Source organism: Amycolatopsis sp. WAC 04197, from assembly GCF_003947475.1.
Lineage (GTDB): Bacteria > Actinomycetota > Actinomycetes > Mycobacteriales > Pseudonocardiaceae > Amycolatopsis > Amycolatopsis japonica.
The window spans coordinates 247,216-270,286 of sequence record NZ_QHJK01000011.1 but is presented as its reverse complement, the minus strand read 5'-3'; the positions used below and the strand labels follow the sequence as shown (position 1 = coordinate 270,286).

Here is a 23,071-nt window from a genome sequence, read left to right as displayed (position 1 = left end):
GATCTTGTCACGTGTATGGAGAATGGCGAGTTCGCGAATTGTCACGCGAAGGCGGAAAGGGGAACTGCCGTCCGTGTTCTTGTCACCGCGGTGACAGGTGCTCCGTCCGTGTGGCGAACGGCTATCGTCTTGATCGTGACCGAACGACCTGAGCCGTGGCACCTCCGGACCCGCAGGTTCCTGCGCGCGACGGACCAGCGCGGTGAGCTGGTGCGCGGCGCGCGGTTCCTGCGCGGACTCGTCCCCGGGAACGCCGAGCCACTGGCGCCGTCGACGGGACGCTCGTCCGATCGGCTCGCCCGCCTGCTCGCCGAGGCGGGTGCCGACCGGCCCAGCGCCACCCGCGAGCTGGGGCTGGCCGCGGTCCAGGCATGGCAGGCCGTCCGCCGCTCCGGCGCCCCGCCGCGGTCCGCGGACGGCATCACCGTGCTGTTCACCGACCTCGTCGGCTTTTCGACCTGGGCGCTGGAGGCGGGCGACGACCGCGTGCTGGAGCTGCTGCGGGAGGTCTCCAAGGTGACCGAGTCGATCGTCGCCGGGCACCGCGGCAGTGTCGTCAAGGGGCTCGGCGACGGGGTGATGGCCGTGTTCGCCGACCCGGGGGAGGCGGTGAACGCCGCCTACGAGACGTGTTCCGCCGTGAGCGTGATCAAGGCCGACGGGTATCTGCCCCATCTGCGCGCGGGGCTGCACCGCGGGAATCCGCAGCGGGTCGGCGACGACTATCTCCGGCGTCGACGTGAACATCGCCGCCCGGATCATGGCCGCCGCCGACGGCGACGAGGTCCTCGCCAGCGCCAGCGTCGTCGAAGAACTCGACCAGGACACCTTCACCGTGCGCCCGCGCCGGAACTTCCGGGCCAAGGGGACCCCGAGGGACCTGCGCGTCTTCCGGGTCGTTCCCCGGTACACGGCCGACGGCTGAGTGTCCTCTCGATCACCTTCGCTTGCCTGGCCCTCTATTTCTCTAGAGGTTTCCTCTATGGGCATAGAGCTGGACTCCGGGCAGATCGCCGTGGCGGCGCTGCTGGACGAGGTGCCGCGCAGGCGGCGTGGTGTCTACCTGTGGGGTTCCGTCGGGCGGGGCAAGACGATGCTGCTCGACGCCTTCCACGCCGCCGCGCCCGGCCGCAAGAGCCGATGGCATCTGCATCATCTGCTCGCGCATCTGCAGTCCACCGCGCACGACCTCGGCGGGATCGACCGGGCCGTCGCCGCGGTGCTGGACCGGCTCTCGCTGTTGTGCGTCGACGAGTTCCATCTGCACGACATCGGCGACGCGATGCTCCTGCGGCGTTTGCTGGACGCGGTGTTCGCCCGGAAGATCACGTTGGTCGCGACGTCGAACTACCCACCGGAAGGGCTGCTGCCGGATCCGCTCTTCCACGACAAGATCGAGGCCGTCGTGACGGCGCTTCGGGCGCATCTCGACGTCGTTCGCCTCGACGGCGAGAACGACTACCGCCTGCCAGGGACCAGGCCGGGCCGATTCGTCGTCGGCGAGCCGCCCGAGTCGACGGCCGGTGTCACGTTCGGTTTCGGCGAGCTCTGCGCGACGACGGAGATGTCGACCAGGGACTACCTGGAGCTGGCCGCGCGCCACCGCCGGTGGACCATCACCGACGTCCCGCCGTTGAGGACGGCGGGGGCCGACGCCACGATGCGGTTCCGGGTCCTGATCGACATCCTGGTCGACCAGGGCGTCGAACTGGCCGTCTACGCGCGCGCGTCGCTGGACGAACTCTTCCGCGACCCTCCGGAAGTCCCGGATCTGGACCGGATCCGGAGCAGGCTCACCGCGCTGTCCGACGGGAAGGTCCACTGTGGAGTCAACTGACCGGCGGACCATGATCGCTGAATCCGCGACGGAAGTTCTTGCCTCACAAGGAATCCGAGGTCTGACGCACAGCGCCGTCGACGTCCGACTGGACCTGCCGCGCGGCTCGACGTCGTACTACTTCCGCACGCGCCAGGCGTTGCTGGAAGCGGTGGTCCGGCGTATCGCGGACACGTCCGCCCACCGCTTCCAGCTGACCGGCCTGGCGCACGCCGCCGTCGCCGGCCACACCGCCGCGGCGCGGGCGATGGCCGCGTGGCTCGACGACCTCTTGGTGAGCCGCCGCCATCACGTCACCGCCCGCTACGCGCTGACGATCGAACTCGCCGGCTTCCCCGAGCTCCACGAACTCCTCGCGCGGGCCCTCTTCTCCCGTGAGCACGCGGCGCGGTTGTGCGAAGCCCTCGGCGCGTCCGATCCCGGCACGGCGAGCGCGGACCTCGTCAGCCTGATCGAAGGCCTGCTGTTCGACCGGTTCGCCGGTGCGCGTTCCCTCGACGGCGTCGAGGCGGGCACCCCGGCGAGTGTCGACCAATTCACCCGGCCGCTGGCGGCCTTCCTGCGGGGAATGTCTTAGCCGGGCATCTCCGAAGGCTGAGAGTCCAGCCCTGGCCGGGCTTTCGTCCACTCGCCACGCGTGAAGTCCGGTACCGCCACCGGTTTCCCGCCGCGCGCGAGGGAGACCACGCTCAACGGTACGGGGGAGCACCAGGCCGCCGAGTCGTAGACGTCGATGTCCGGCACCAGACCGGCGCGCATCTGCTGCACGATCCGCCACTGCAGCACGTAGTCCATGCCGCCGTGCCCGCCGAGGTTCGGGTCGTCCTTGAGCTTCTTCCACAGCCAGTGGTCGTGGCGGTCGCGGTACGGCCCGAAGTCCTTCCACGCGTGACCGCTGTGGTCGGGCTCGATGTAGATCCGGGCGGGGTAGTCCTCCACGATGCCGCGGCTGCCGGCGAGGCTGTTGATGCGGCTGTACGGGCGCGGCGAGCTGACGTCGTGCTCGGCGCGGATGATCCGGCCCTGCTCGGTCTCGATCAGACAGGTCACCAGGTCGCCGTTGATGTAGGTCTCCTTCCACGACGGGTGACCCGGCGGCATGTGGCGTTTCCGGTAATCGGCGAGGCCTTTCGGCTCGGTCGCCGTGGCGCGCAACGTGGCGAACCGGTCGCCGCGGTTGACGTCCATGCAGGCGGCGATCGGCGCGAGACCGTGCATCGGGTAGAAACTCGCGGTGCTGCGCGTGTGCCACTTCCGGCGCCACGCGTCGGTGTAGTACGTGTCGGAGAACAGCAGTTCGCGGAGGTCGTGCAGGTAACCGCCGTGCCCGTTGGTGACCTCGCCGAAGACGCCCTCGTGCGCCATCTTGAGGATGGCCAGCTCGTTGCGGCCGTAACTGCAGTTCTCGGCGAGGAACAGGTGTTTGCGGGTTTGCTCGCTGGTGTCGACGAGGTCCCACAGCTGGTCGAGCTCGGTGGCGATGGGTAACTCGACGCCGACGTGCTTGCCGGACAGCAGCGCGGCCTTGCCCTGCGGGTAGTGGAACTCCCACGGCGTGGCGATGTAGACGAGGTCGATGTCGTCCCGCGCGAGCATCTTCCGGTAGGCGTCGGCGGATCCGCCGTACTCCGCCGGACGCGGACGCCCGTCGGCGGCGAGCTTGTCCGCGGCGGCCTTCGCGCGCTCGGCGCGGATGTCGCAGACGGCCGTGACCGCGGCGCCCGGGACGGCACTCCAGCCGCCGATCATGGACATCCCGCGGTTGCCGAGACCGATCATCCCGATCCGGACGGTCTGGTGCCGTTCGAACGGGACGCCGATCATGCTGCGCTGGCCAGGACGGCGGGGCGAGCTCGCGGCTTCTTCCGCGGCGGTGGCGCTCGCCGGCATCGCGGCGAGCGCCCCGGCGGCGAGCGCGCCACCGAACAGTGTCCGCCGGGAGACAGAGGGCAGGTCGGCCATGAAGAACACTCCTTCGTGTCGCCTTCGGTGCCCAGACTTTGTCCAATCGCCGCCGGATATGTCAAGAGATGCGCCAAAGTGAGCAGTAAACTGCACTAATGCGCAGTTTGACTGTGTGTTCGCGGCCGCTTCGCGCAACCCGGGTGCGCGCGCACCCGGGTCACGCGTCGGCTCACCGGCGGATCATCACTTGGTCGATCGACTTGCGCACGAGGTTCGGCACGACGCAGTCGTCCGCCGGATAGCCCACCGGGATGACGGCGAACGCCTTCTCGTTCTGCGGCCGCTCGAGCAGCTCGCCGAGGAACCGCATGGGCGACGGCGTATGCGTCAACGCGGCCAGCCCGGAGAGGTGCAGCGCCGTGAGCAGCATGCCGACCGCGATGCCCACCGACTCGTCGACGTAGTAGTGCTTGTGCTTGGTGCCGTCCTCGTCGAGGAAGTAGCGCTGCTGGAAGACCACGATGAGGTACGGGGCGTCGGTGAGATGGGTCTTCACGGCGTCGGTGCCCAACGGGCGCAAGGCGGACAGCCACTCCTCGCCGAGTCTGCCCTCGTACGAAACGCGCTCTTCCTCTTCGGCGGCTTCACGAATCCGCTGTTTGGTCGCGGCGTCCTCGACGAGCACGAACGTCCACGGCTGCTGATGCGCGCCGCTGGGCGCGGTCGAAGCCACCGCGATGGCGTCGACGACCACCTGCTCGGGCACCGGGTCGGTCGAGAACATCCGCACGGTGCGGCGGTCGTCCATGCGACGGCGCAGATCGGCGGCGGTGGCCAGCGATTCTTCCTCGGACATGCGCGCCGGACGATAGGGAACCGGCTCGAAGGGGTCGCCGTAGGTCGGGGTCCACTGTGCTGCGGTCATGGTGGCGATTCTGTCGGCGGGAAAGGTTTTCGGGAAGACCCGGCGCGGGGTTATGTCCCTGGAGTTATGCCGCCATCCGTCTCAAGTGGACGGACGCCGGGTGTAGTAACCGGCGGGTGGTTCCGGTACCTAGAGGGGCACTTAGCGGTGGTCGGGGTGAAGAGATAAGTACCTACTGCACGACTTTCGGCGGTGTCCGATTTCTCTTGCCGCGTCCCAGAATCAGCACACCCCGTCCCCATCGCGCGGCCGGATCCCGGCCGCAGAAATGAGTCGGAACCATGCGACTTCGCTCCTTCGCACTGATCGCCGGCACCGCCTTCGCGGCACTGCTCGGCGTCACCGCCCCCGTGGCGTCCGCCGCGGAACCGTCCTCCGACGTCCAGCCGATGATCATCGGCGGCCAGAACGCGTCGAGCGGCCCGTGGGCGGCCAGGCTCTTCGCCAACGGCCGGCAAACGTGTACCTCGACGATCATCGCGCCGCAGTACATCCTGACCGCGAAGCACTGCGTGGCCAGCGGTGGCACGTTCACCTTCCGGATCGGGAGCCTCGACCAGCAGAGCGGCGGCACCATGGCCACCGGCTCCACCGTCACCCGGCACCCGAGCGCGGACCTCGCGATCGTGAAGCTGACGACCTCGGTCAACGCCACCTACTCGCCGCTGGGCACCACCGCCAGCGTCTCCGTCGGCCAGACCGTCCAGGTCTACGGCTGGGGCGCGACGAGCCAGTGCGGTTCGGAGATCAACTGCCAGTCGCGCTACCTGAAGGTCGCCAACGTCTCGGTCACGTCGGTCTCCTGCCGTGACTACAACGGCGGCATCGCGGTGTGCGCGCGCCGCGGCGACGGCATCACCGCCGGCGGGGACTCGGGCGGCCCGATGTTCGCCTCCGGCCGTCAGGTCGGCGTCGCGTCGACGAGCGACCGGCAGACGACGACCGCGTACACGAACATCACGCGGTACCGGCCCTGGATTCAGCAGGTGGCCGGGGTCTGAGTTTCGGTTGTGGCGGGGCCCTTCCCGGCTGTTGCCAGGGGAGGGCCCCGGCTTTTGTATTTTGTGTAGGGGGATGGCTGTTCGTGCGCTGAGACTTGGGCGCTCAAGTGAACTGGGGTTCAAGTCCCCCCTCGAACACTGCGGCCTCACGGGCTGGGTACAGCAACGGCGATTGGTTTTGTCTGTGCTGGATGCTCCGGCAGGTGGGTCTCGTGATGTGCGACTGCTACTGGAGTGGTACCTGCCCGTCGCGAGGGACAGATGGATTCCCTCCGCCGCATCTCCCAGACCGGTGGCGTGCTTGAGGAGTTCAAGCAACGAACCTGCCGTCGGCCCGGGACGTCGCGTCCCGCCTCCTCTGCGGAATCGGAGGGTCAGGCGCCTGGGGTGGTCGCAAGTGCGGCATCATGAAGCAGGTGACTTGGCTTGACGAGCGTGAACGACTCGACATCGGGGCCGCGGCGAGAACTCTTGGTCTCGAGCCTTGGCAAGCCGGGTGGTACCACTGGCGTCGTCGCTTCTGTTCGCCGGCCGGAAGTCTGGGGCGTCGCCATTACTGGTACGAAGACGATCTGTTCAAGTGGGCTGCGTCGACAGGCATGCGAGAGCTTCTCCGGCAGACTCCGTTGAAATACTGGCCAGATGCCAGGGAGAAGGCGACGTACAGTGGGAGCAGGCAGGTCGCCGATGCCCTGGTTCAGGAATGGATCACAGAGTCTGGCGTTGTCGCGGTCTTCTGGCCGCTTCATCATCGCGCAGGACCGCTGGCGCACGAGGCGGCAGCCCTCTTTCCGGAAGCTGATGCGCTCGTCCGAATAGCGTCGGACTTCGGTCGAGATGGGCCGACTGTCGGTACCGCACAGCCCGGGAACGTTGATCCCAAGTGGCGAGATTTTGCCGCTCGATGGGGGGATCTATCGCGGGTGCTGGGTTGTCCTGCGCCTTACTGGCCGCTTCCTCTTAGAGTTCCTCGTCTCATGAAGGAATGGGGACCTGCTAGTGCAACGGTGACGTATCCGCCCAATCCTGACATTGATGTGACGCCACTTCTGCGTATGGTAAGCGCGCTTACCGACGGTGAGCCGGCGCAGCAAGTGCTCCTGCGTCTGGCGCGAGTGGCACAATGTCGGGCGACAAAAGCAGCTTACCGTGATCTCGAATTCGTCAAAGAGGCACATGATCGAGTTGGCAAATTAATGGAGCTGACCACTATGATCGCCGCGCGACCTATGGATTTTACGGAGCCGCAGGAAATAACTCCTACTGATGCGCAAAATGGCTGGCACGAAATCCTTTCTCGCAGTGATCTGCTGGCGCTCGAGTGTGTCCAGGTTGTTCGCGAGTGGGATGGTGGGGCGGATTTTCAATATGCCAGCACTGAGATAGTTCATCCTGGTCGCCGTTACGGTGCGGAGTGGGCAAAGAGGCTGAGGTCGGCTAGTGAGCCGACTGCTTATCATGAGTATCTCGGTGCCCAGGGGGAGCGATTGGTGGATCCTGTCAGCGGAGCCCCGGCTGTCCGGGAAAAGGATGGGACCATTACCGTTTCCGTACCCCAACGCCTTTCGGAGGAAAATGGTAAGCTGATCGAGGTAATTCTCGACGAGCCGATCTGGGTGCGGACCGAGAATGGTGTTCTCCAATTGGCGCCACAGCACTACTACTATGGAATTAATTGGGGATACGGCGGAAGTGGGCCCGGGTCACTTGCGCTCCTGATCCATAGGCTCCTCGACGACATCACAGCGCCTGCGGCGGACACTATCTCCGGCGCGCCGGACGGGCTCGAAGAGCTTACTCAGCTCGCATGGCCGCGAGAGCAGGTGCTCACCCGGGAGACTCTCGAAGCAGCCAGGGAGGGGCGCGTCTATCGGCGCCCGGCTCCCCGTTCCAAGGAAGATGGCGAGTGAACCCGCGCCCTCAAGGCCGAGCAGTACTTTTCCTGTCTTCGGCAAGCGTCATCGCGGGTGCGGCGGTCGCCGGCTGGGCCGCGAGGTCTTGGTGGAGCCCACTGTGGACCTGGCTCACGGCTTGGTGGGCAGTTCCGTTGTCGATGGTTCTGGTGTCTGCGGGCGGCGTCGGGCTATTCAGCCGCGCTCGCCGAGAATCCCACGACGAGCCAAACGATCTCCGAGTCATCTCGGTTCGGAGCATCGCGGTGGCAGGAACAGCTCTTCTGGCGATCGGTATAACCGCCGTAATCGTGCTACTGCGGCTCTATGGTGGGACCGGTCCGAGTGTGCAGTTGGACGCCATCCGGACAGCTGGAACGATCGTCGTGGGAACAGGCGGTGCGGCCGCGCTGCTGCTGGCGGCCAGACGTCAACGCTCCGCCGAATTGGCCCTGACTGACCAGCGCTCTGTGGCAAGGCAGACCGAACACGATGCGGCCGAGCGGCGGATCACCGAGCTGTACACAAAAGCCGTTGAGCAGCTTGGAGCGGACGCCGCGCCAGTCCGCCTGGGTGGCCTGTACGCCTTGGAGCGCTTGGGTCGGTCTTCCGATGCGCAGCGTGAGACGATTCTCGACGTAGTGTGCGCGTATCTGCGGATGCCGTTGCCCGTCGATCGGGAAACCGTGGCCGAGAATGACGGCAGTTCTCCAGGCAAGCCGACACGCGGCCATACGGAAGAACGCCAAGTTCGCCTGGCCGCTCAACAAATCCTCCATCGGGCCCGTCGGCCTGGGCCGGACTTGTGGCAGGTCGGGCGGATCAATCTGCGAGGCGCGGATCTCGCAGGTTCGGATTTGAGCGGCATCAACCTGACGTCGGCCATCTTGAACGAGGCCAATCTCGCCGGAGCAGACCTGAGTGGCGCTGATTTGACCAACGCCGACCTCGCCGATGCCAAGTTGGACGGCGTAGTTCTCCGTCGGACGACGCTGACTGGCGTGATCCTCGATCGGACCGACTTGAGCGAACAGGCGCTTTCCGGGCTGAACCTCGCCGGTGCGTACCTCGAGGGCGCCAACCTCTTCCGGGCCGATCTGGTAGGCGCCATCCTTCGTGATGCTGTCCTCAGGGGAGCCAACCTGACGGAAGCCGACCTTACCGGCGCCGACTTGAGGAATGTGGCTTTGAGGACGGTCAATACTACGCGAACGATCTTCGGTTCGTCCCTGTCCCGGGAACAGCTTCAGGAAATCACAACCTCGGGGAACGACTCCGAGTAAAGCGAATTCTCGATATTAGTGCTGTCGGGCCTACGAGGTACGAGTCAGCGTCACGGCCTGCGGCGAGCGGTCTCGATGCGTCGGAGCTGTGATCGGAGTGTTGCTAGCGATGAGTGTGCTTCAAGCTTGATGACCCCGAGGCGTATGTGTTGTGGCTCGGCGTGCTCGGTGATTGGCCACGTTGACACGGTTTCCGCAGAGACCTGGCATGCAGTATCGACGTCGTCCCGGGCGCGTGGTGTCGATGAACGCGCCTCGGCAAACAGGTGCGCCGCACGCGCGAAATCGTTCGGCGCCGAGAGCCCGGACCGCACCGAGAATCCCGACGCCGCAGACCAGCGAGAAGCTGTCGGAGACTGTCGCCCCGGGCCGGAGGGACGCGGTCCATCGGGCGTGGTCGGAGGAGGCGTCGAGGCTGAGGACGCCGATTGCAGAGGTCAGCGCGGTGGCGCCAGTGACAAGGCCCGCTCGGTTCGGGTGATCGATCAGATCGCGCACTGTGACGCGCAGCCGGTGAACGGCGCGCAGGTCACTGGGCCGCGTGTCCACGAGTATCGAGTGAAGCTCAGCGAAGGCGACAAGAGAGTCGAGGTCGGGCAGCTTGTCTTCGCCGTGCCACACCTCCGGCGCCGTGTTGACCAGATCGGTCGCGACACCCGCTGCCCAGACGTAATCGTCTAAAGCTACTTGCATCCCTTACCGACCTCTCGTACGTTCGCGGTTAACCGACACTTTAACCCTTACCGGGAGGTTCATCGTGGAGATCGACGCGTTGGTGTTCGACATCCTCGGCACGCTCGTCGACGAGCCGGCCGGGATCCGCGCGGCCGTCCGGGAGGCCGCGCCGGATGTCGACGCCGACGAGCTGGTCAGGCTGTGGCAGGGCCATGTCGAGACCGAGCAGCGGCGCATCGTGGCGGGGGAGCGGCCGTACGCGCCGAGCGACGTTCTCGACCGCGAAGCGGCCCAGATCGCCACTAAGACGGACGTGGTGCCGAAGCTCTCGCCGTGGCCCGACTCCGTCGAAGGGCTGGCCAAGCTCGCTGAGCACCACATGCTGATCGGACTCTCCAACGCCAGCCGCACGAGCCTCCTCAGGATCAACGCCCACGCCGGCCTGCGGTGGCATCTTGCGCTCTCCGCCGAGGACGCGCAGACCTACAAACCCGACCCGGCGGTCTACGAACTGGCCGCCGACGTGGCCAAGACGAAGCCGGAGCGGCTGCTGATGGTCGCCACCCACGCGTGGGACCTGAGGGGAGCGCAGAGCGTCGGTCTCCGGACCGCCTACGTCGCCAGGCCCGTCGGTGACCCGCCGTCCGAGACGGACCGGTTCGACTTCCATGCCGACGGCCTCGCCGATCTGGCCGTTCAGCTCGCAAAACTCCGGATGTGATCAAAACTGTCGGTGCCTCCCGCTAGGTTCATCCCAGTCCCCACCGAGGCACCCCCGCAAGGAGAAGATGCGTTGTCAGACTGGGAAAGAGCGAGCACGGCCCGGGTATTGCCGCCCGCCCGCCCGCGCAAGCTCGCGAAGGTCCCGTTCGTCGAACTGGCCGACGGACGGGTGCAGGGCGTGGTGTCCAGCGGATCGGACATCGGACGGGTGTACGTCTCGTCGGTCGCGGCGAGCACGTACGAATTCTCCTGTAGTACCAACAACAACCGGCCGTGTGGCGGGGCGCGGGGGATGTTCTGCAACCATATTCTCGGCCTGATCAACGAATCCGCCCTTCAATACGGTGCCGAGCGGGTGGCGCGATACCTGCGCGTCGAGGTTCCCGAGCCGACGGCGCAGGCCATTTCGCAGACCATGAGCGCGACACGGCCGTCGCAGGGTGACAGCACCGCCGCGGCTTCCGTGTTCAGCCAATTCCTGCGGCACTTGGCATATCTCGAATTCGAAGCGTCCACGGCGCCGGTGCCGGAGCTTCAGTGGTTCCCGTCGACCAGGGCGGTGGTCTGATGCGCGTCGATCTGCTCACCGATCCCATCGCCGGTCTCGACGAGGCACTGGCGGTCGTCGACGCCTTCGACGACGTGCTCGTCGCCGGGTTGCTTCGTCCTCAGAAGATCGCCGGTCTGACCGAGCTCGCCGATGCCGTCGCCGGGTCGCCGTTGGCATCGCGCGTCGCGGAGGCTGCCGAGAAGACCGCAGCCGGCGCGGCAGGGGAGGAGCACTTCGTTTCCCTTGCGGCGGCGAGGATCGCGGTGTTCGGCTCCGTGCACGACGCGATCTTCGCGCGCCTTGCCGAAGCGACTGGCCGACCACAGGACGAGGACCCGGCCCGGCAAGCTTCCGAGACGGAGTCGCCGAATCTCCTCGCGGCCGCCCGGTCCTGGCTCGCCGATCTGGCCCGAGCGGGCTGGCAGGGCATCGACCACGACCTCATCTCGGGCTCGGCGCAGGTGATCTCGGCGTTGCTGGCCGAGCCGAGCCTGCGTCGGCTGGCCGTTCTGCTCGACGGTTTCGCGGCCGAGCTCGCGGCGTCGTGTCCTGGTGCGGCGTTGGATCGTGTCCCCGTCCGGCGCTGGGGCGACCTGTGGTCGCGTGCGATGTTGCTGGCCCTTCACCACGAGGTATCGGCGACGAGCACGGTCACCGGCCGCTTGCTGCCGCTCGGGGTCGACCTGCTGGAACACTCGACGGCCGCGCAGGTCCAGGTCCACGCCGTGGTCGAACCCGAAGACGGCACGGCTCCCCGTCTCGTGCGTGCGAACGTGACCGTGCCCAAGCCGGACACGATCATCGGCGCCGGGATCTGGCAGCTGCTGCGCCCGCATCTCTCCCTGCTCACGGCGATCAGTGAGGGCCGCTCCATGGACCTCGTCGACATGCCGGTCACCGCCGAGGGGGACTTGCTCTGGCAGGACGAGCACGCCCGCCTCGGTGAGCCCGCGGACGCGTTCTCGACGGCGCGCGTCGTCCTACCGAAGGCCGTCACGCCGATGGTGGCGCCCTTGGACCGGCATCCGGTGCGGATCGCCGTCCCTGTCTTCATCGAGGGTTACGACGTCGAGGGCGGCGAGGACGAGGTGACGTTCACCTTCGCCGGGAATCAGCTCTTCGTCGAGACGGACCGCATCCCCGCGGCCGGTCCGCTGACGCCGAAGGCCGTCGCGAGTTCCAGCGCGTGCATCGGCCTGATCCGCTGGGACGGCGGATTCCGCCTCCAGCCGCTCGCCGTCGAGACCACCGTGCGGAAGAAGACCACCGCCGTGCACGCCGGAGCCTGGGCCGGCGGCACCACGGACAAGGCCGGGGTGAAAGCCGAGAAGGCGGCCACCGACGCCGCGGCCGTGTTGCGCGAGCGTGCCGGAAGGCTGCTGCGGAAATGACCGAATCCGAGGACAACCGCCGCCAGGTCCTGTACTGGCGGCTGCTCGCCCGGCTCTTCGACACCGAGGAGCAGGCCGCGCTCGAATCGGCGAGTGTGGCCGTCGTCGAGGACATCGGCTTGCCGTCGGCGCTGCTGGATCCGAACGTCGCGGTCGACTCGGTCGTCCAGCGTCATCCGGAACTGGCCGCCGAGTTCGACGGGCTGATGGTCCCCGAAGCCGAGGACAGCCGGGACAAGGCGGCGGAGGTGCGGCGCGCGGCACTCGTGTCGAAGGTGCTGCTGAACGTCTTCGCTCAGCCGCCGCACACGGTGACTGCCAGCCGGCTGTCCTGCTGGCAGTCCGACGCGGGCTGGCTGGAGCGAGCGCTGGGCTGCCGTCCGGGCGAGTTGCGCGGTGGCCGTTCCGGAGGCGCCCCGACCGGGCTCGGCGGCACCGGCGGGGGCGGCACACCCGATCTGAGCACCCTGCTCCCGGCGATCGGCCCGGACCTCGGTGACATCGAGGCTGACCTCGTGAAGCGGATGCATCTGCGCGAGGTCCTCGCCGATCCCGCGCTCGCGGCGAAGCTGAGCCCGAGTATGTCCCTCATCGAACAGTTGTTGCGGGACAAGGACAATCTGTCCGGAGTGGCGTTGGCCAACGCCAAATCGCTCATCCGGCGTTACGTCGACGAGATCGCGGAGGTCCTGCGGACCCAGGTCGAGAAGGCCTCGACGGGCAAAGTGGATCGTTCGGTCCCGCCGAAGCGCGTGTTCCGCAACCTCGACCTCGATCGCACCATCTGGAAGAACCTCACCAACTGGAGCCCGGAAGAGGAACGGCTCTACGTCGATCGCCTGTACTACAAGCAGACCGCGAAGAAGACCACACCACAGCGGCTCATCGCGGTCGTCGACCAGTCCGGTTCCATGGTGGACTCGATGGTCAACTGCGCCGTGCTGGCCTCGATCTTCGCCGGATTGCCCAAAGTGGACGTTCACCTGATCGCCTACGACACGCAGGCGCTCGACCTCACCCCGTGGGTCCACGATCCCTTCGAAACGCTGCTGCGCACGAACCTGGGCGGCGGCAACGACGGCATGGTCGCGATGGGGCTGACCCAGCCGAAGATCGCCGAGCCCGCGAACACCGTGGTGGTGTGGATCTCCGACTTCTACGAGACCCGCGTCGAGCAGCTCTTCGAGAGCATGGCCGCGATCCACCGGTCCGGGGCGAAGTTCATCCCGGTCGGTTCGGTCACCAGCGCCGGACGGGGCAGCGTCAACCCCTGGTTCCGCGAGCGCTTCAAGGATCTCGGCACGCCCGTGATCTCCGGCCACATCACCAAACTCGTTCACGAACTCAAGACTTTCCTCACCTCCTGAACTCCCCGAAAGGCAAGACATGTCCGACCTGTTGCGCGCCCCCGCCGAGATCAAGTACGCCGAAGAACTGGACTGGCTGGAGTCCGTCGACGACAACCCCAAACCGTTCGCCTGGCGTCTGTCCCCGAAGATGCTGCGCCTGTTCATCCTGGGTTCCGAGCGCGCCGACGGCCTCGACCGTGAGATCGCGCAGAAATGGTTCGGTGACCGCAGCATCGTGGAGCGGGCCATCGTCACGCTCGCCTCGGACCGCGGGCTCCTGCTGATCGGAGACCCGGGCACCGGCAAGAGCTGGCTCGCCGAGCTGCTGGCCGCCGCGATCTCCCGCAACTCGACCCTCGTCGTGCAGGGGACCGCCGGCACCACCGAGGACCACATCAAGTACTCGTGGAACGTCTCGATGGTCATCGCGAAGGGCCAGTCCCGCGAGTCGATGATCCCGTCGCCGATCATGACGGCGATGGAGGCGGGCTCGATCGGCCGGTTCGAGGAGCTGACCCGGTCCACCAGCGACGTGCAGGACGCGCTGATCTCGATCCTGTCGGAGAAGTACATCTCGGTACCGGAGCTGGACAGCGACGGCATCGTCTTCGCCAAACCCGGCTTCTCCGTGATCGCCACCGCCAACAGTCGCGACCGCGGCGTCAACGACCTGTCGTCCGCGCTCAAGCGCCGCTTCAACTTCGTCCGCATTCCCGTGGTGACGAACAAGAAGAGCGAGGCGGAGATCGTCCGCTTCCGCACCGAGGAACTGCTGCGCCGCCACCAGATCGAACTGGACGTGCCGCCGACGCTCCTCGACGTGTTGCTGCGCAGCTTCGGCGACCTTCGCGCAGCGGCGGCGTCGGCGGGCAGCGACGACGAGAAGCTGGAGTCGGCGTTGTCCACGGCCGAGCAGATCGGCGTGCTCGAAGACGCGGTGCTGCACAGCAACTTCTTCGGGGAACGCGAGCTGACCGCCCGTACGCTGGCGTCCTCGCTGGTCGGTTCACTCGCCCGCCGTGAGCCGGAGGATCTGGCGATCCTCAACAAGTACCTGCACGGCGTCGTCGAGCCGCGCAGCAAGGACGAGGGCGGGGACTGGCCGGAGTTCCTCGACGGCGGCCGCGACGCGATCGCCACCCTCTCGTGAGCGGCGCCTTCGAGGCGTTGCGCGGCCAGTTGCAGGAGGCCGCGGCCGCCTTCGCCGACGGGCCCGGCGCACTGGAGGGCATCCTGCTCGGACTCGTCGACGACGTCGACCGCGCGGTGCGCGAGCCGTTGGAGATCTTCCCGGTCTGCCACCATTCCCCGGCCTCGGCCGTGGCGATGGCGCGGCGGTTGCGGGAGAAGCAGCCGAAGGTCGTCTACCTCGAACTGTGCGAGGACATGGCGCCGTTGCTGACCGAGCTGCGCAACTGCCGTCTGCCCGTGGCGGTGCAGGCGTTCGCGACGGAGGTGAAGGGGTTCCCCGCGGAGTGGGCGCCCTTGTCCGTGGTCGCGCCGATCACCGAGGCTTCGGCGGAATACCAGGCGATCGCGTACGCCCTGGACACCCCGGGCGTCGAGCTCGTCCTCGTCGACCGGTCGGCGGACCACGTCTTCCAATGGAACGAACGTGAGCCCGAGCCGTCCGCCGACCCGGACGCGCCGCCCGCCGAGGAGGAGGCCGCGCTGCACGGTGACGCGGTCGGCGTCGAGATCGGCGATCTGCGGCCGCGGTTCGCCGAACTCGAGGAGCACCTGCTGCGGCACGGGCGGGTGCGGCACTGGTCGGAGTGGTGGCACCAGTACGTCGAGCTGCCGCTCGGTGACAGCGACCACGACACCTATCGCCAGGTCATGTTCCTGATCGGCAGCCTGTTCCGCCGTCTCGCGCCGGGGGACACCCGGCACGTTCGGGTCGACGAAGACCGCGAGCGCTACATGTGGACCCGCATGCGCGAGCACCTCGCCGCGTCGGGAGCGGATCCGGCGGAGTGTCTTTACGTCTGCGGCGCCTTCCACGCGGCCAGCCGGGTCGCGGAGTTCGGCGTCGAAGGTACGGACGGGTTCGTGATCAGCCCGCGTAGTGAGAGCACCTGGCAGTACGGGCTGATCCCGTCGAGCCACGCCTCGATCGAGGCGCAGTTCGGGCTGGCCGGGGGATCGGTGTCGATCGCGGCGACCGAGTGGGCCAAGAACCTCAAGCGCACCAAGGTGAAGCAGTTCCAGCTGGAAGGGCAGGTGGGCGGGCCGAAGCGGAAGAAGGCCGCGGAGCTGCCCGCGCCGACGCCGGATCCGGTGGCGGCGGACCAGCTTTCCGGCTTCCTGCGACGACCTCCGGTGCTCGACCGGCTGGACGAGGCCGAGCTGCTGGGCTGGTCGGTCGAGATCGTGCGGGCGGCGCGCCGGAACGGGTACCTGTCCTCGACGGCCGACGCCATCGCGGTCTTCGAGACCTCGATCCTGCTGGCGGGTATGCGTGACCGGGCCAAGCCGACGCCGTACGACTTCCAGGACGCGGCGGTCACCTGCATCGAGAAGGACGTCGTGCCCGGCAGGCGCGACGTACGCCGCCTCGTCGAGATCATGATGGGTGGCGACCGGATCGGCCAGGTCGGGTACGACGCGTTGCCACCCTTGGCGCGCGACGTGCACGACAGGCTGGAGCCGCTGGCCCTCAAGCTGCAGCAACGAGGTGTGCAGCGGGCGCTGCTCGACATAGCGTCGAGGCCGGAGCTGGAGCCCTGCTCCGATCTCCTGTGGATGCTGCGCTACCTGATGCCACGCGGTGCGGCGAGGCCGATCATGGGCGAGCGGCGCCTCGGCGAGCGGCCGATCCAGGAGTCGTGGGATCTGGCGCTGGGCACCCATCAGCGGGCCCTCATCGAGCTGGGCTACGAGGGGGTCAGCGTCGAGCAGGTGCTGGAGCAACGGCTTCGGCGCGCTGCCTACCATCCGCAGGCCACCGCCGCGAAGGTGCTCGGAACGGTCGAAGACGCGACGCTCTACCTTCGCAGCGCACGGCTCGCGGGGGAGCTGGGGACGCGCGCCCTGGAGGTGCTGGCCACCGAACGCACCGTCGACGGCGCTCCGGAAGTGTTGCGGCGGGTGCGCAGACTGCTGGCGCACTACCGGACCAGCGAGCCGGTGCTGCCTCGATGGATCGAGGAGTTCGTCAGGACGGGGTACGCGCACTACTGCACCCTGCTCCCAGCGGCCTTCGCCGACGAGGAAGCCGGTGTCGAGCAGGTCGCCGCGATGCTGGGCTTCCTGTTCAGCATGGAGTCGCTCGCCTTGTCGCTGGGGTGCGACCGCACGCAGCTGGAGCTCGCGATCGTCGGATCGCATCCGCAGGAGCCGTCGAAGGTGGCGTTGCTGTGGGCCGCGCAGGTGCAGCTCGGTCGTCTCTCCCGCGCGGAACTGCGGGAGCGATGCGCCGAACTGCTGGCGAACCCGATGGTGCTGCCCGCTTATCCGCGCTACCTGAGCGGGTTCGTGCACGCGTTGGAGCCGGCGCCCGGGCTGGCCGACTTCGTGGTCGAGGCGGTGTCGAACGCTTTCGCCGAGCTGCCGGACCGGTTGCTGTTGCCGTGGTTGCCGACGTTGATCACCACACTCAGGTCCCGGGGCGCGGAACTGGTGCCGTTGCTCGTGAGGGAAGCCGGCCGCATCTTCCCGGGACGGCTCGCGGCGCTCGACGAATGGGTTCCGCCCTGGAAGGACCAGCCGGAACCCGTCGCGGTGACGAGGAAGACCGGGGGCGGCGGCCTCGCGCTGCTGGCGGCGCATCCGGCGGCGTGTGACGCGGTGGCGGGTCTGCTGGGCTGCGACGAGCCGTGGGGGAGCACTGCACCCACCGGTCTGGCGTTGCTCGAGCGGTATCCGGACTCCGCCGCCGCGTTGGAGGAGGTGCTCACCGGAGTGTGACCCGAGGGGCTGTCGCCGGGGTTTCCGGCGACAGCCCGGTCGGTCAGTCGGCGACCCAGCTTCCGTGGAAGCCCAGCGGTACCGGCCTCGGCAGGTGGATACGTGCCAAGGGCTTCGCGGTGAAGTCCTGCGCCGCGAGGATCACCAGGTCCGACGCGTTGCGGTCGGGATTGTTGACGTACGCGAGCGCGTAACCGTCGTCCTCGGCCTTGCCGCGGGAGGAGGGCACGAACACCGCTTCGCTCGCGTCGGCACCCCGGCCGAAACGGTGCACCTCGGAGCGCCCGCTCCGCAGGTCGTGCTTGATCAGCGCGTTGCCGAAGGAGCCGGACGGCTTGTCCAGGTAGACGTCGAACAATTCGCCGGGAGAGGCCGAGTAGCCGTACCGATGCCGTCGTGACACCAGGCTTTCGTTGACCCGCGGGAACTCCTGCGGCCGGTCGTCGAGAACGCGGCGCCGGACCCGCCCCTGGGCGAGATCGATCGTCCAGCGCTCCAGCACCGGCGGGCCCGACGCCGACGGACCACCGAAGCCCTGCTTGCCTGCCACCTCGAACGGAGCGGGCATCGTGGTCAGGTCGACCACCACCGTGGAGCCCTGCTCGTAGGCGTTGAGCGTATGCGAGTAGAACACCGGATCCACCCCGAACCAGCGGACCGGGCCGCCGTCGCGTTTCATCACCCCGACCCTGGCCGGGTGATCCGAGTTCCACTTGTAGGGCACGACCTTGCCCGGCTGCGGATCGAAGGTGACCGGTACGTCGAAGACGACCACGTAGTTCTCGGTGAGCCCGAAGTCGTGCATCATCGGGCTGTCGGTGACCGGGATGCGGGTGGTCCGCACCACGCGGCCGGTCCGGTCGACCATCAGATGCCGCACGTGGTCCCAGGTCGGGTGATAGGTCACCGCGTGCAGCTCGTCGGCGCGCGCGTCGAACTTGGTGTGCGCGGTGTAGGAACCCTCCAAAGAACCGCCGAAATCGAACGGCCCTAACGTGTTCAGCTCGCCGTCGAGTTCGTACGGCGGGGCGCCCGATTCCTGGAGGGCGAGGATGCGGCCGTGATGGGCCATCACGTGCGTGTTCGGCGCGAAGTCCTCGGCGGGCACCGGCCACGGGTACCGCTCGCCGAGCTTCGCGGCGACCCCGGACGAACGGACCCAGCGGTTGCGGTACCACTCGGCCTTCCCGTCGCGCAGCCGGACGCCGTGCACCATGCCCTCACCCAGCATCCAGTGGTGGGCGCGTGGATCCTCGAGACCGAGGACGTTCGGCCCGGTGCGCAGATACCGCCCGCGAAGATCGCTCGGAATGCGGCCGGTGACCGGCAGGCCGAACGCGGTCACCTCCTCCGTGACCGGCGCGAACGCGCCTTCGAGGAATGGGTGGCGGGGTTCCGCCGGAGCTTGTGCGGCGGAAGCGGATCCGCTGCCGCCGAAGCTCGCGGCGGCTCCACCGATGGCGAGCGCGGCGGCTCCGCGGAGCACGTTCCGTCTGGTCGGTTCGGTCATGGTCGAGCCCCCAAGTCGTATGAAACTGTGTATGCCATGAACAGTGTATGCCTTTACCGGTTTTGAGTGCAACAATGCCCCGATGGACGACGTCGAGATCGAGTTGCTGCCGCCGGGTACGGCGCTGGCCTGGGGGCACGCCCCGGCGCCCCGGCGCGGGCCGAAACCGGGATACAGCCTCGAGCAGATCGTCGACGCGGCCATCGCGCAGGCCGACGCGGAGGGCTATGCGGCGCTGTCCATGCCTTCGATCGCCAAACGCCTCGGCGTCACCGCGAACGCGCTTTACCGGTATCTGAGCTCCAAGGAGGAACTGCTCGTCCTCGTGGCCGAAGCGGCCTGGGGGCCGCCGCCGCCGGAACCGCCGTCCGGCGATTGGCGCGTCGCGGTCACCGCCTGGGCCCGCGCGCTCCTCGAACGTTGCCGCCGTCATCCGTGGCTGATCGACCTGCCGGTGCGGAGTGCGCCCAGTACGCCGAATCTCTTGGGGTGGCTGGAAAACTTCCTTGAGGGGATGGCGGATTCAGGGCTGAGTGCCCAGGACGTCACGGGTTGCGCGGTACTGGTCGACGGATGGGTTCGCAGTACCGCGTCGTTGCTCCGGGACGTGAACGCGAGCCCTCCTGAACAGGTCCGGGCTCTGGGCTCGTTTCTGGGGCCGCGTCTCGAAGCGCGGGGCTATCGGCGCGTCGCCGCCGTGATTTCCGGTGAGGCGTACGGCGAAGAAGGCATCGAGGAAGCGGACATCGAGTTCGGTCTCAGCCGCATCCTGGACGGCATCGAGGCGCTCATCGAGCGCCGCTGAACACCCCGTCCAGCCGGTAGTCGACGATCTCCGCCGCGCGCTCGGCCGTGTAGGCGTCGACCATGATCGCCGTGACGAGGCCGGCGGACATCGTCGCGAGGGAGTCCGCCTCGAGCCGGGGATCGAGGCGCGCGGGGACGTCGCCTTTCTCCTGGGCCGTCCGGAGCAGCTCGGTGATCGCATGGACCAGGTGGGGCAGAAGCGGTTCCTGATCGGGATCCTGGCTCCCGCGCGTGACGTCGACGGCGAAATACGCGATCTGGACGGCGGAGAGCATGCGGGCCCGCTCGCCGTCCGGCAGTACCGAGGTCAGGTAGGCGCGCACGATGGTGCGCTCGTCGCCGGTCTTCATCGCCTCGCCGATGGTCTTCCCGGCGTGCTCCGCGGTCAGCTCGACGATCCGCTGCCAGGAGAAGCGCAGCATCTCTTCCTTGGTCGGGAAGTAGTACTGCACCAGGTTCATCGAAATGCCCGCCTCCGCGGCCACCGCACGCAGCGTGACCGCCTGCAGGCATTGGGCGGCGGCGATCCGGAAGAGCGCCTCCGCGATCTCGCGCCTGCGCTCTTGGTGGTCCACACGTTTCGGCACGCGGTCACTCTGCCATGCCGGTGAGGGGTGGCTGGAATGGCCACCCGCTGTTATGGTGCAAGTGCACCATAAACTCGAAGGAGGTCCGATGCTGGGGGAGTTCACCGACAAGAAGGCCGAAGAGCGCTTCTTCGCCGTCTACGACGAAATTCTGCGGAAGTGGCCGGTTCCCGCCGTGGAGCTGGACATCGAAACGAGATTCGGCCCGACGCGGGTCCGTGGGTGCGGGCCGGCGGACGGTCCGCCGATCGTGCTGCTTTCCGGCGGGATGGGCACGTCGCTGTCCTGGTATCCGCATATCGCCGAACTCGCCGTCCGGCACCGGGTCTACGCCGTCGACTCCCTCGGCGAGCCCGGGCGGTCGATCCAGACCGCACCGATCGAGTCCGCGGATGACTGTGCGGACTGGCTCGCCGAGGTCGTCGAAGGCGTTCTCGCGGAAACGGCCCACGAAAAGGTCTATCTCGCCGGTGTTTCGCGAGGCGGCTGGCTGGCGCTGAACCTCGCGACGCGGTCCACCGCTCGGATCGCGGGTGTCGTCGCCATCGAAGCGGCGGGGTTCGGCGTGATCGGCCGGAGCTTCATCTGGTGGAGCCTGCGCGAGATCTTCCTCTGGTTCCTGCCCGGGTGGCTCCTGCGGCTGGTGGCGTCGGGGGATCCGGACGTGCGGCACACCGTGCGGCCGCTGCTCTTCGCCGCGCTCAAGTACAAGCAGCAGCTCCCTGAGATGCCCCTGTTCAGCGACGACGAGCTGGCGGCGATCGACGTGCCCACCCGGATCGTCGTCGGCGAACGCAGCGTCATCCACGACGCTCGCGCGGTGGCGACCCGGCTCGCCTCACTGAACCCGCATATCGAGGTCGAGGTCGTGCCCAAGACCACTCATGGATTGTCGCTGGAGAAACCCGACCTCGTCACCGGCCGGATTCTCGAGGCCGCGCGTCACGCCGCGGCCACCTGATCCGGCCACGACGGGGAACGGCCCAGCAGGGCAACGATCGTGTCCAGATCGGACTGTCCCGTCGCCTCGACGGCCGGTGCGAACGCCGCGCCCGGCGTGGTCCGGTTCTTCCCGTTCGGGATCGCCTCGGCGAACCGCAGCCCGGCGTCGAGGACCTCGCGCTCGAACGTGAGCGGCAAGCCGAGGGTCTTGGCCACGTCCCACGAATGCACCAGGTAGTCCACGAAATGGAAGCCGAGGGCCTGCTCCGCGGTGAAGGTGACTTCGGTGGAGAACTCGGGAAGGGCGAATTTCCGCTCGGCGAGGTCGTGGGGGACGAAGGCGTTCAGTACCCGGTTCACCGAGGCGCGGTAGGTGCCGACGGGGTCGTCGCCCAGGGGGAGCAGCCGCCAATGGTCGAGGTGGCTCTCGCCTTCGGCCGCGGCGGCGAAGCCGTGGTGCTGGGTGGCCATGTGCGCCAGCAGTCCGTGCAGGGTCCAGGCGCTGCACGGGGTCGGTTTGGCCAGGTCCGCCGGGGTGATCTTGGTGACGAGGTCGAGGCTGGCCCGGGTCACGACGGCGTCGAGCATGCGGAGTTCATCGATAGGCATGTGCATATCATCTACACATGCATACGAGTTCGTCAACCGGTTCCCGGACTTCGGTCGGTATGGTCTGCGCATGGCGGAGCAGGGGAGGCCGGATCTCGCGGCGATGCTCGGCGGGCTGATGCGACGGCTGATGAACGCCGAGACGCCGGTGCTGGCCGAGCACGGGTTGACCATGTGGGGCTACGTGGTGCTGAGCGCCCTCGACGACGGGCCCGTCCGCACGCAGGCCGCGCTCGCCAAGGCGATCGGCGCGGACAAGACCCGGATCATCGGCACCCTGGACACCCTCCAGGAGGACGGGCTGATCACCCGCGAGCCGGATCCGAAGGACCGCCGGGTCCGGCTGCTCGGGATCACCGAGGCGGGCCGTGCGTCGCGGCGTTCGGCCCAAGCCCGGATTCAGGAGCAGGAGGAACGGTTGCTCGGCCACCTGTCGGCCGCCGACCGCAAGGCGTTCCTCAAGGCCGCACGCGTGCTTTCCGAAGCGCAGTGGCCGTGAGTCAGCCCAGTTCCTCCACGACCATGCCCGCCGGATAGTCCGACGGCGACCGGCGCCACCACGCGCTGAAAGCCTGCGCCAGCCGCCGTGGCACCTCGACCTGCGCCCCGCCACCGTGGAACTCGATCGTCACCAGCAAGGCATCGATGTCCCAAGGGATCCGCCGGGCCAGTTTCGCGTAGTCGGCGCTGGCGGACACGAACGTGACCGCTTTAGTCGCGCCGATCCGGCGCGCTTCCCCCAGGACGGCGTCTTCGAGCACTCCCGGCGGCCAGTCGCTGAGCCGCAGCTTCCGGTCGTAGTAGGAGATCGGCTCGTCGGCGCGCAGGAGCCCGTAGCCGCCGCTGAGGATCAGCGTCCGCCCGTTCTCGGCGGCCTCGCCCAGCGCGCCGCCGACGTTCCGGTAGAAGTTCCCGCTGTAGCGCAGCCACGCGGGCCGCAAACCGCCGTTTTCGACCTTGGACTTCGCCAAGATCCCGGCTCGTGCGCGAAGCATCGGTTCCGGCCAGGCCGTCCCGGTTTCCCCGGCCTGCCCGCCTCGGTTCTTGGCCTTGGAAGGGCCGAGAACGGTCAGTGCCTCGCGCGGATCGATCGCGTCGAGAACGTCGGCTGCCTCCATCGAAGGGATCCTATCGGCGACTCGCTGACCGGCCGCTGATCGGTGCCGGGCATGCTGG

The 23,071-nt window shown here is 67.8% G+C and carries 22 protein-coding genes and 1 pseudogene; 16 read left to right on the top strand and 7 right to left on the bottom strand.

The window, feature by feature from the left end:
• Positions 1–15: 15 nt before the first annotated feature.
• The 4 genes and pseudogenes from DMC64_RS43700 to DMC64_RS35785 form a co-directional block, all read left to right on the top strand.
• Positions 16–570, top strand: a pseudogene (locus DMC64_RS43700) (hypothetical protein); the annotation flags it as partial.
• A gap of 169 nt (positions 571–739) precedes the next feature.
• Positions 740–925 (top strand): hypothetical protein, encoded by a 186-nt coding sequence (locus DMC64_RS43390; protein ID WP_233629925.1) that lies wholly within the window; start codon positions 740–742, stop codon positions 923–925.
• A 57-nt stretch (positions 926–982) separates the two neighbouring features.
• Positions 983–1,837, top strand: a complete 855-nt coding sequence (gene zapE / locus DMC64_RS35790; RefSeq protein WP_199755200.1) for a cell division protein ZapE — start codon at positions 983–985, stop codon at positions 1,835–1,837.
• 10 nt (positions 1,838–1,847) lie between these two features.
• Positions 1,848–2,414 (top strand): TetR/AcrR family transcriptional regulator, encoded by a 567-nt coding sequence (locus DMC64_RS35785; protein WP_125737100.1) that lies wholly within the window; start codon positions 1,848–1,850, stop codon positions 2,412–2,414.
• Here DMC64_RS35785 and DMC64_RS35780 read toward each other — a convergent pair.
• Together DMC64_RS35780 and DMC64_RS35775 are read right to left on the bottom strand one after the other, a co-directional pair.
• Positions 2,411–3,799, bottom strand: coding sequence for a Gfo/Idh/MocA family protein (locus tag DMC64_RS35780; RefSeq protein ID WP_125737099.1), 1,389 nt, complete (start codon positions 3,797–3,799; stop codon positions 2,411–2,413). The two genes, DMC64_RS35785 and DMC64_RS35780, sit on opposite strands and share 4 nt — an antisense overlap.
• A 172-nt stretch (positions 3,800–3,971) precedes the next feature.
• Positions 3,972–4,667, bottom strand: coding sequence for a nitroreductase family protein (locus tag DMC64_RS35775; protein WP_125737098.1), 696 nt, complete (start codon positions 4,665–4,667; stop codon positions 3,972–3,974).
• A 281-nt stretch (positions 4,668–4,948) separates the two neighbouring features.
• Here DMC64_RS35775 and DMC64_RS35770 point away from each other — a divergent pair, with 281 nt between their 5' ends.
• The 3 genes from DMC64_RS35770 (at position 4,949) to DMC64_RS35760 (ending at position 8,843) form a co-directional block, all read left to right on the top strand.
• On the top strand, positions 4,949–5,668 hold the full coding sequence (locus DMC64_RS35770; protein WP_037336721.1) for a trypsin-like serine protease: 720 nt from the start codon (positions 4,949–4,951) through the stop codon (positions 5,666–5,668).
• Positions 5,669–6,645: 977 nt separating this feature from the next.
• A complete protein-coding gene (locus tag DMC64_RS35765; RefSeq protein WP_125737097.1) occupies positions 6,646–7,578 on the top strand; it encodes a hypothetical protein in 933 nt (310 codons plus the stop codon).
• A 143-nt stretch (positions 7,579–7,721) separates the two neighbouring features.
• The gene (locus tag DMC64_RS35760; protein WP_233629934.1) at positions 7,722–8,843 is read left to right on the top strand and encodes a pentapeptide repeat-containing protein; all 1,122 of its coding nucleotides are present in this window, start codon (positions 7,722–7,724) and stop codon (positions 8,841–8,843) included.
• A 120-nt stretch (positions 8,844–8,963) separates the two neighbouring features.
• Here the strand turns inward: DMC64_RS35760 and DMC64_RS35755 are convergent, their stop codons facing one another.
• Complete coding sequence (locus DMC64_RS35755; RefSeq protein WP_125737095.1) at positions 8,964–9,536, bottom strand: CGNR zinc finger domain-containing protein; 573 nt, start codon at positions 9,534–9,536, stop codon at positions 8,964–8,966.
• A 64-nt stretch (positions 9,537–9,600) separates the two neighbouring features.
• Between DMC64_RS35755 and DMC64_RS35750 the strand changes: the two genes are divergently transcribed.
• The 6 genes from DMC64_RS35750 (at position 9,601) to DMC64_RS35725 (ending at position 17,440) form a co-directional block, all read left to right on the top strand.
• Positions 9,601–10,239: a haloacid dehalogenase type II gene (locus DMC64_RS35750; protein ID WP_125737094.1), complete on the top strand. Its 639-nt coding sequence runs from the start codon at positions 9,601–9,603 to the stop codon at positions 10,237–10,239.
• Positions 10,240–10,311: 72 nt separating this feature from the next.
• A complete protein-coding gene (locus DMC64_RS35745; protein WP_233629924.1) occupies positions 10,312–10,809 on the top strand; it encodes a hypothetical protein in 498 nt (165 codons plus the stop codon).
• Positions 10,809–12,182 carry a hypothetical protein gene (locus DMC64_RS35740; RefSeq protein WP_233629923.1) on the top strand — a complete coding sequence of 458 codons (1,374 nt, stop codon included), beginning with the start codon at positions 10,809–10,811 and terminating at the stop codon, positions 12,180–12,182. The genes DMC64_RS35745 and DMC64_RS35740 overlap by 1 nt, the downstream gene beginning before the upstream one ends.
• On the top strand, positions 12,179–13,549 hold the full coding sequence (locus DMC64_RS35735; RefSeq protein ID WP_037336741.1) for a VWA domain-containing protein: 1,371 nt from the start codon (positions 12,179–12,181) through the stop codon (positions 13,547–13,549). The genes DMC64_RS35740 and DMC64_RS35735 overlap by 4 nt, the downstream gene beginning before the upstream one ends.
• Before the next feature lie 19 nt (positions 13,550–13,568).
• The gene (locus DMC64_RS35730; protein WP_125737092.1) at positions 13,569–14,681 is read left to right on the top strand and encodes an AAA family ATPase; all 1,113 of its coding nucleotides are present in this window, start codon (positions 13,569–13,571) and stop codon (positions 14,679–14,681) included.
• Entirely contained in the window at positions 14,678–17,440 is a 2,763-nt protein-coding gene (locus DMC64_RS35725; protein WP_125737091.1) for a DUF5682 family protein, read from the top strand. Before DMC64_RS35730 ends, DMC64_RS35725 begins: the two co-directional genes overlap by 4 nt.
• Positions 17,441–17,483: 43 nt before the next feature.
• Here DMC64_RS35725 and DMC64_RS35720 read toward each other — a convergent pair whose 3' ends face one another.
• Positions 17,484–18,950, bottom strand: a complete 1,467-nt coding sequence (locus tag DMC64_RS35720; RefSeq protein WP_125737090.1) for a carotenoid oxygenase family protein — start codon at positions 18,948–18,950, stop codon at positions 17,484–17,486.
• 82 nt (positions 18,951–19,032) lie between these two features.
• On the opposite strand from DMC64_RS35720, the gene DMC64_RS35715 reads away from it, so the two are divergent.
• Positions 19,033–19,755, top strand: coding sequence for a TetR/AcrR family transcriptional regulator (locus tag DMC64_RS35715; protein WP_125737089.1), 723 nt, complete (start codon positions 19,033–19,035; stop codon positions 19,753–19,755).
• Here the strand turns inward: DMC64_RS35715 and DMC64_RS35710 are convergent.
• Complete coding sequence (locus DMC64_RS35710; protein ID WP_125737088.1) at positions 19,739–20,344, bottom strand: TetR/AcrR family transcriptional regulator; 606 nt, start codon at positions 20,342–20,344, stop codon at positions 19,739–19,741. The genes DMC64_RS35715 and DMC64_RS35710 overlap by 17 nt on opposite strands.
• An 88-nt stretch (positions 20,345–20,432) precedes the next feature.
• On the opposite strand from DMC64_RS35710, the gene DMC64_RS35705 reads away from it, so the two are divergent.
• Positions 20,433–21,305 carry an alpha/beta fold hydrolase gene (locus DMC64_RS35705; protein ID WP_125737087.1) on the top strand — a complete coding sequence of 291 codons (873 nt, stop codon included), beginning with the start codon at positions 20,433–20,435 and terminating at the stop codon, positions 21,303–21,305.
• Here DMC64_RS35705 and DMC64_RS35700 read toward each other — a convergent pair.
• A complete protein-coding gene (locus tag DMC64_RS35700; RefSeq protein ID WP_125737086.1) occupies positions 21,287–21,895 on the bottom strand; it encodes a TIGR03086 family metal-binding protein in 609 nt (202 codons plus the stop codon). The genes DMC64_RS35705 and DMC64_RS35700 overlap by 19 nt on opposite strands.
• A gap of 70 nt (positions 21,896–21,965) precedes the next feature.
• Between DMC64_RS35700 and DMC64_RS35695 the strand changes: the two genes are divergently transcribed.
• A complete protein-coding gene (locus DMC64_RS35695) occupies positions 21,966–22,394 on the top strand; it encodes a MarR family winged helix-turn-helix transcriptional regulator (RefSeq protein ID WP_125737085.1) in 429 nt (142 codons plus the stop codon).
• 1 nt (position 22,395) lies between these two features.
• Here the strand turns inward: DMC64_RS35695 and DMC64_RS35690 are convergent, their stop codons facing one another.
• Positions 22,396–23,013 carry a hypothetical protein gene (locus DMC64_RS35690; RefSeq protein WP_125737084.1) on the bottom strand — a complete coding sequence of 206 codons (618 nt, stop codon included), beginning with the start codon at positions 23,011–23,013 and terminating at the stop codon, positions 22,396–22,398.
• Positions 23,014–23,071: the final 58 nt, after the last annotated feature.

Coding starts and splice junctions, on each gene's coding strand:
- zapE (WP_199755200.1), top strand. CDS start 983: ATGGGCATAGAGCTGGACTCCGGGCAGATCGCCGTGGCGGCGCTGCTG.
- DMC64_RS35785 (WP_125737100.1), top strand. CDS start 1,848: ATGATCGCTGAATCCGCGACGGAAGTTCTTGCCTCACAAGGAATCCGA.
- DMC64_RS35780 (WP_125737099.1), bottom strand. CDS start 3,799: ATGGCCGACCTGCCCTCTGTCTCCCGGCGGACACTGTTCGGTGGCGCG.
- DMC64_RS35775 (WP_125737098.1), bottom strand. CDS start 4,667: ATGACCGCAGCACAGTGGACCCCGACCTACGGCGACCCCTTCGAGCCG.
- DMC64_RS35770 (WP_037336721.1), top strand. CDS start 4,949: ATGCGACTTCGCTCCTTCGCACTGATCGCCGGCACCGCCTTCGCGGCA.
- DMC64_RS35765 (WP_125737097.1), top strand. CDS start 6,646: ATGAAGGAATGGGGACCTGCTAGTGCAACGGTGACGTATCCGCCCAAT.
- DMC64_RS35760 (WP_233629934.1), top strand. CDS start 7,722: ATGGTTCTGGTGTCTGCGGGCGGCGTCGGGCTATTCAGCCGCGCTCGC.
- DMC64_RS35755 (WP_125737095.1), bottom strand. CDS start 9,536: ATGCAAGTAGCTTTAGACGATTACGTCTGGGCAGCGGGTGTCGCGACC.
- DMC64_RS35740 (WP_233629923.1), top strand. CDS start 10,809: ATGCGCGTCGATCTGCTCACCGATCCCATCGCCGGTCTCGACGAGGCA.
- DMC64_RS35735 (WP_037336741.1), top strand. CDS start 12,179: ATGACCGAATCCGAGGACAACCGCCGCCAGGTCCTGTACTGGCGGCTG.
- DMC64_RS35730 (WP_125737092.1), top strand. CDS start 13,569: ATGTCCGACCTGTTGCGCGCCCCCGCCGAGATCAAGTACGCCGAAGAA.
- DMC64_RS35720 (WP_125737090.1), bottom strand. CDS start 18,950: ATGACCGAACCGACCAGACGGAACGTGCTCCGCGGAGCCGCCGCGCTC.
- DMC64_RS35715 (WP_125737089.1), top strand. CDS start 19,033: ATGGACGACGTCGAGATCGAGTTGCTGCCGCCGGGTACGGCGCTGGCC.
- DMC64_RS35705 (WP_125737087.1), top strand. CDS start 20,433: ATGCTGGGGGAGTTCACCGACAAGAAGGCCGAAGAGCGCTTCTTCGCC.
- DMC64_RS35700 (WP_125737086.1), bottom strand. CDS start 21,895: ATGCCTATCGATGAACTCCGCATGCTCGACGCCGTCGTGACCCGGGCC.
- DMC64_RS35695 (WP_125737085.1), top strand. CDS start 21,966: ATGGCGGAGCAGGGGAGGCCGGATCTCGCGGCGATGCTCGGCGGGCTG.
- DMC64_RS35690 (WP_125737084.1), bottom strand. CDS start 23,013: ATGGAGGCAGCCGACGTTCTCGACGCGATCGATCCGCGCGAGGCACTG.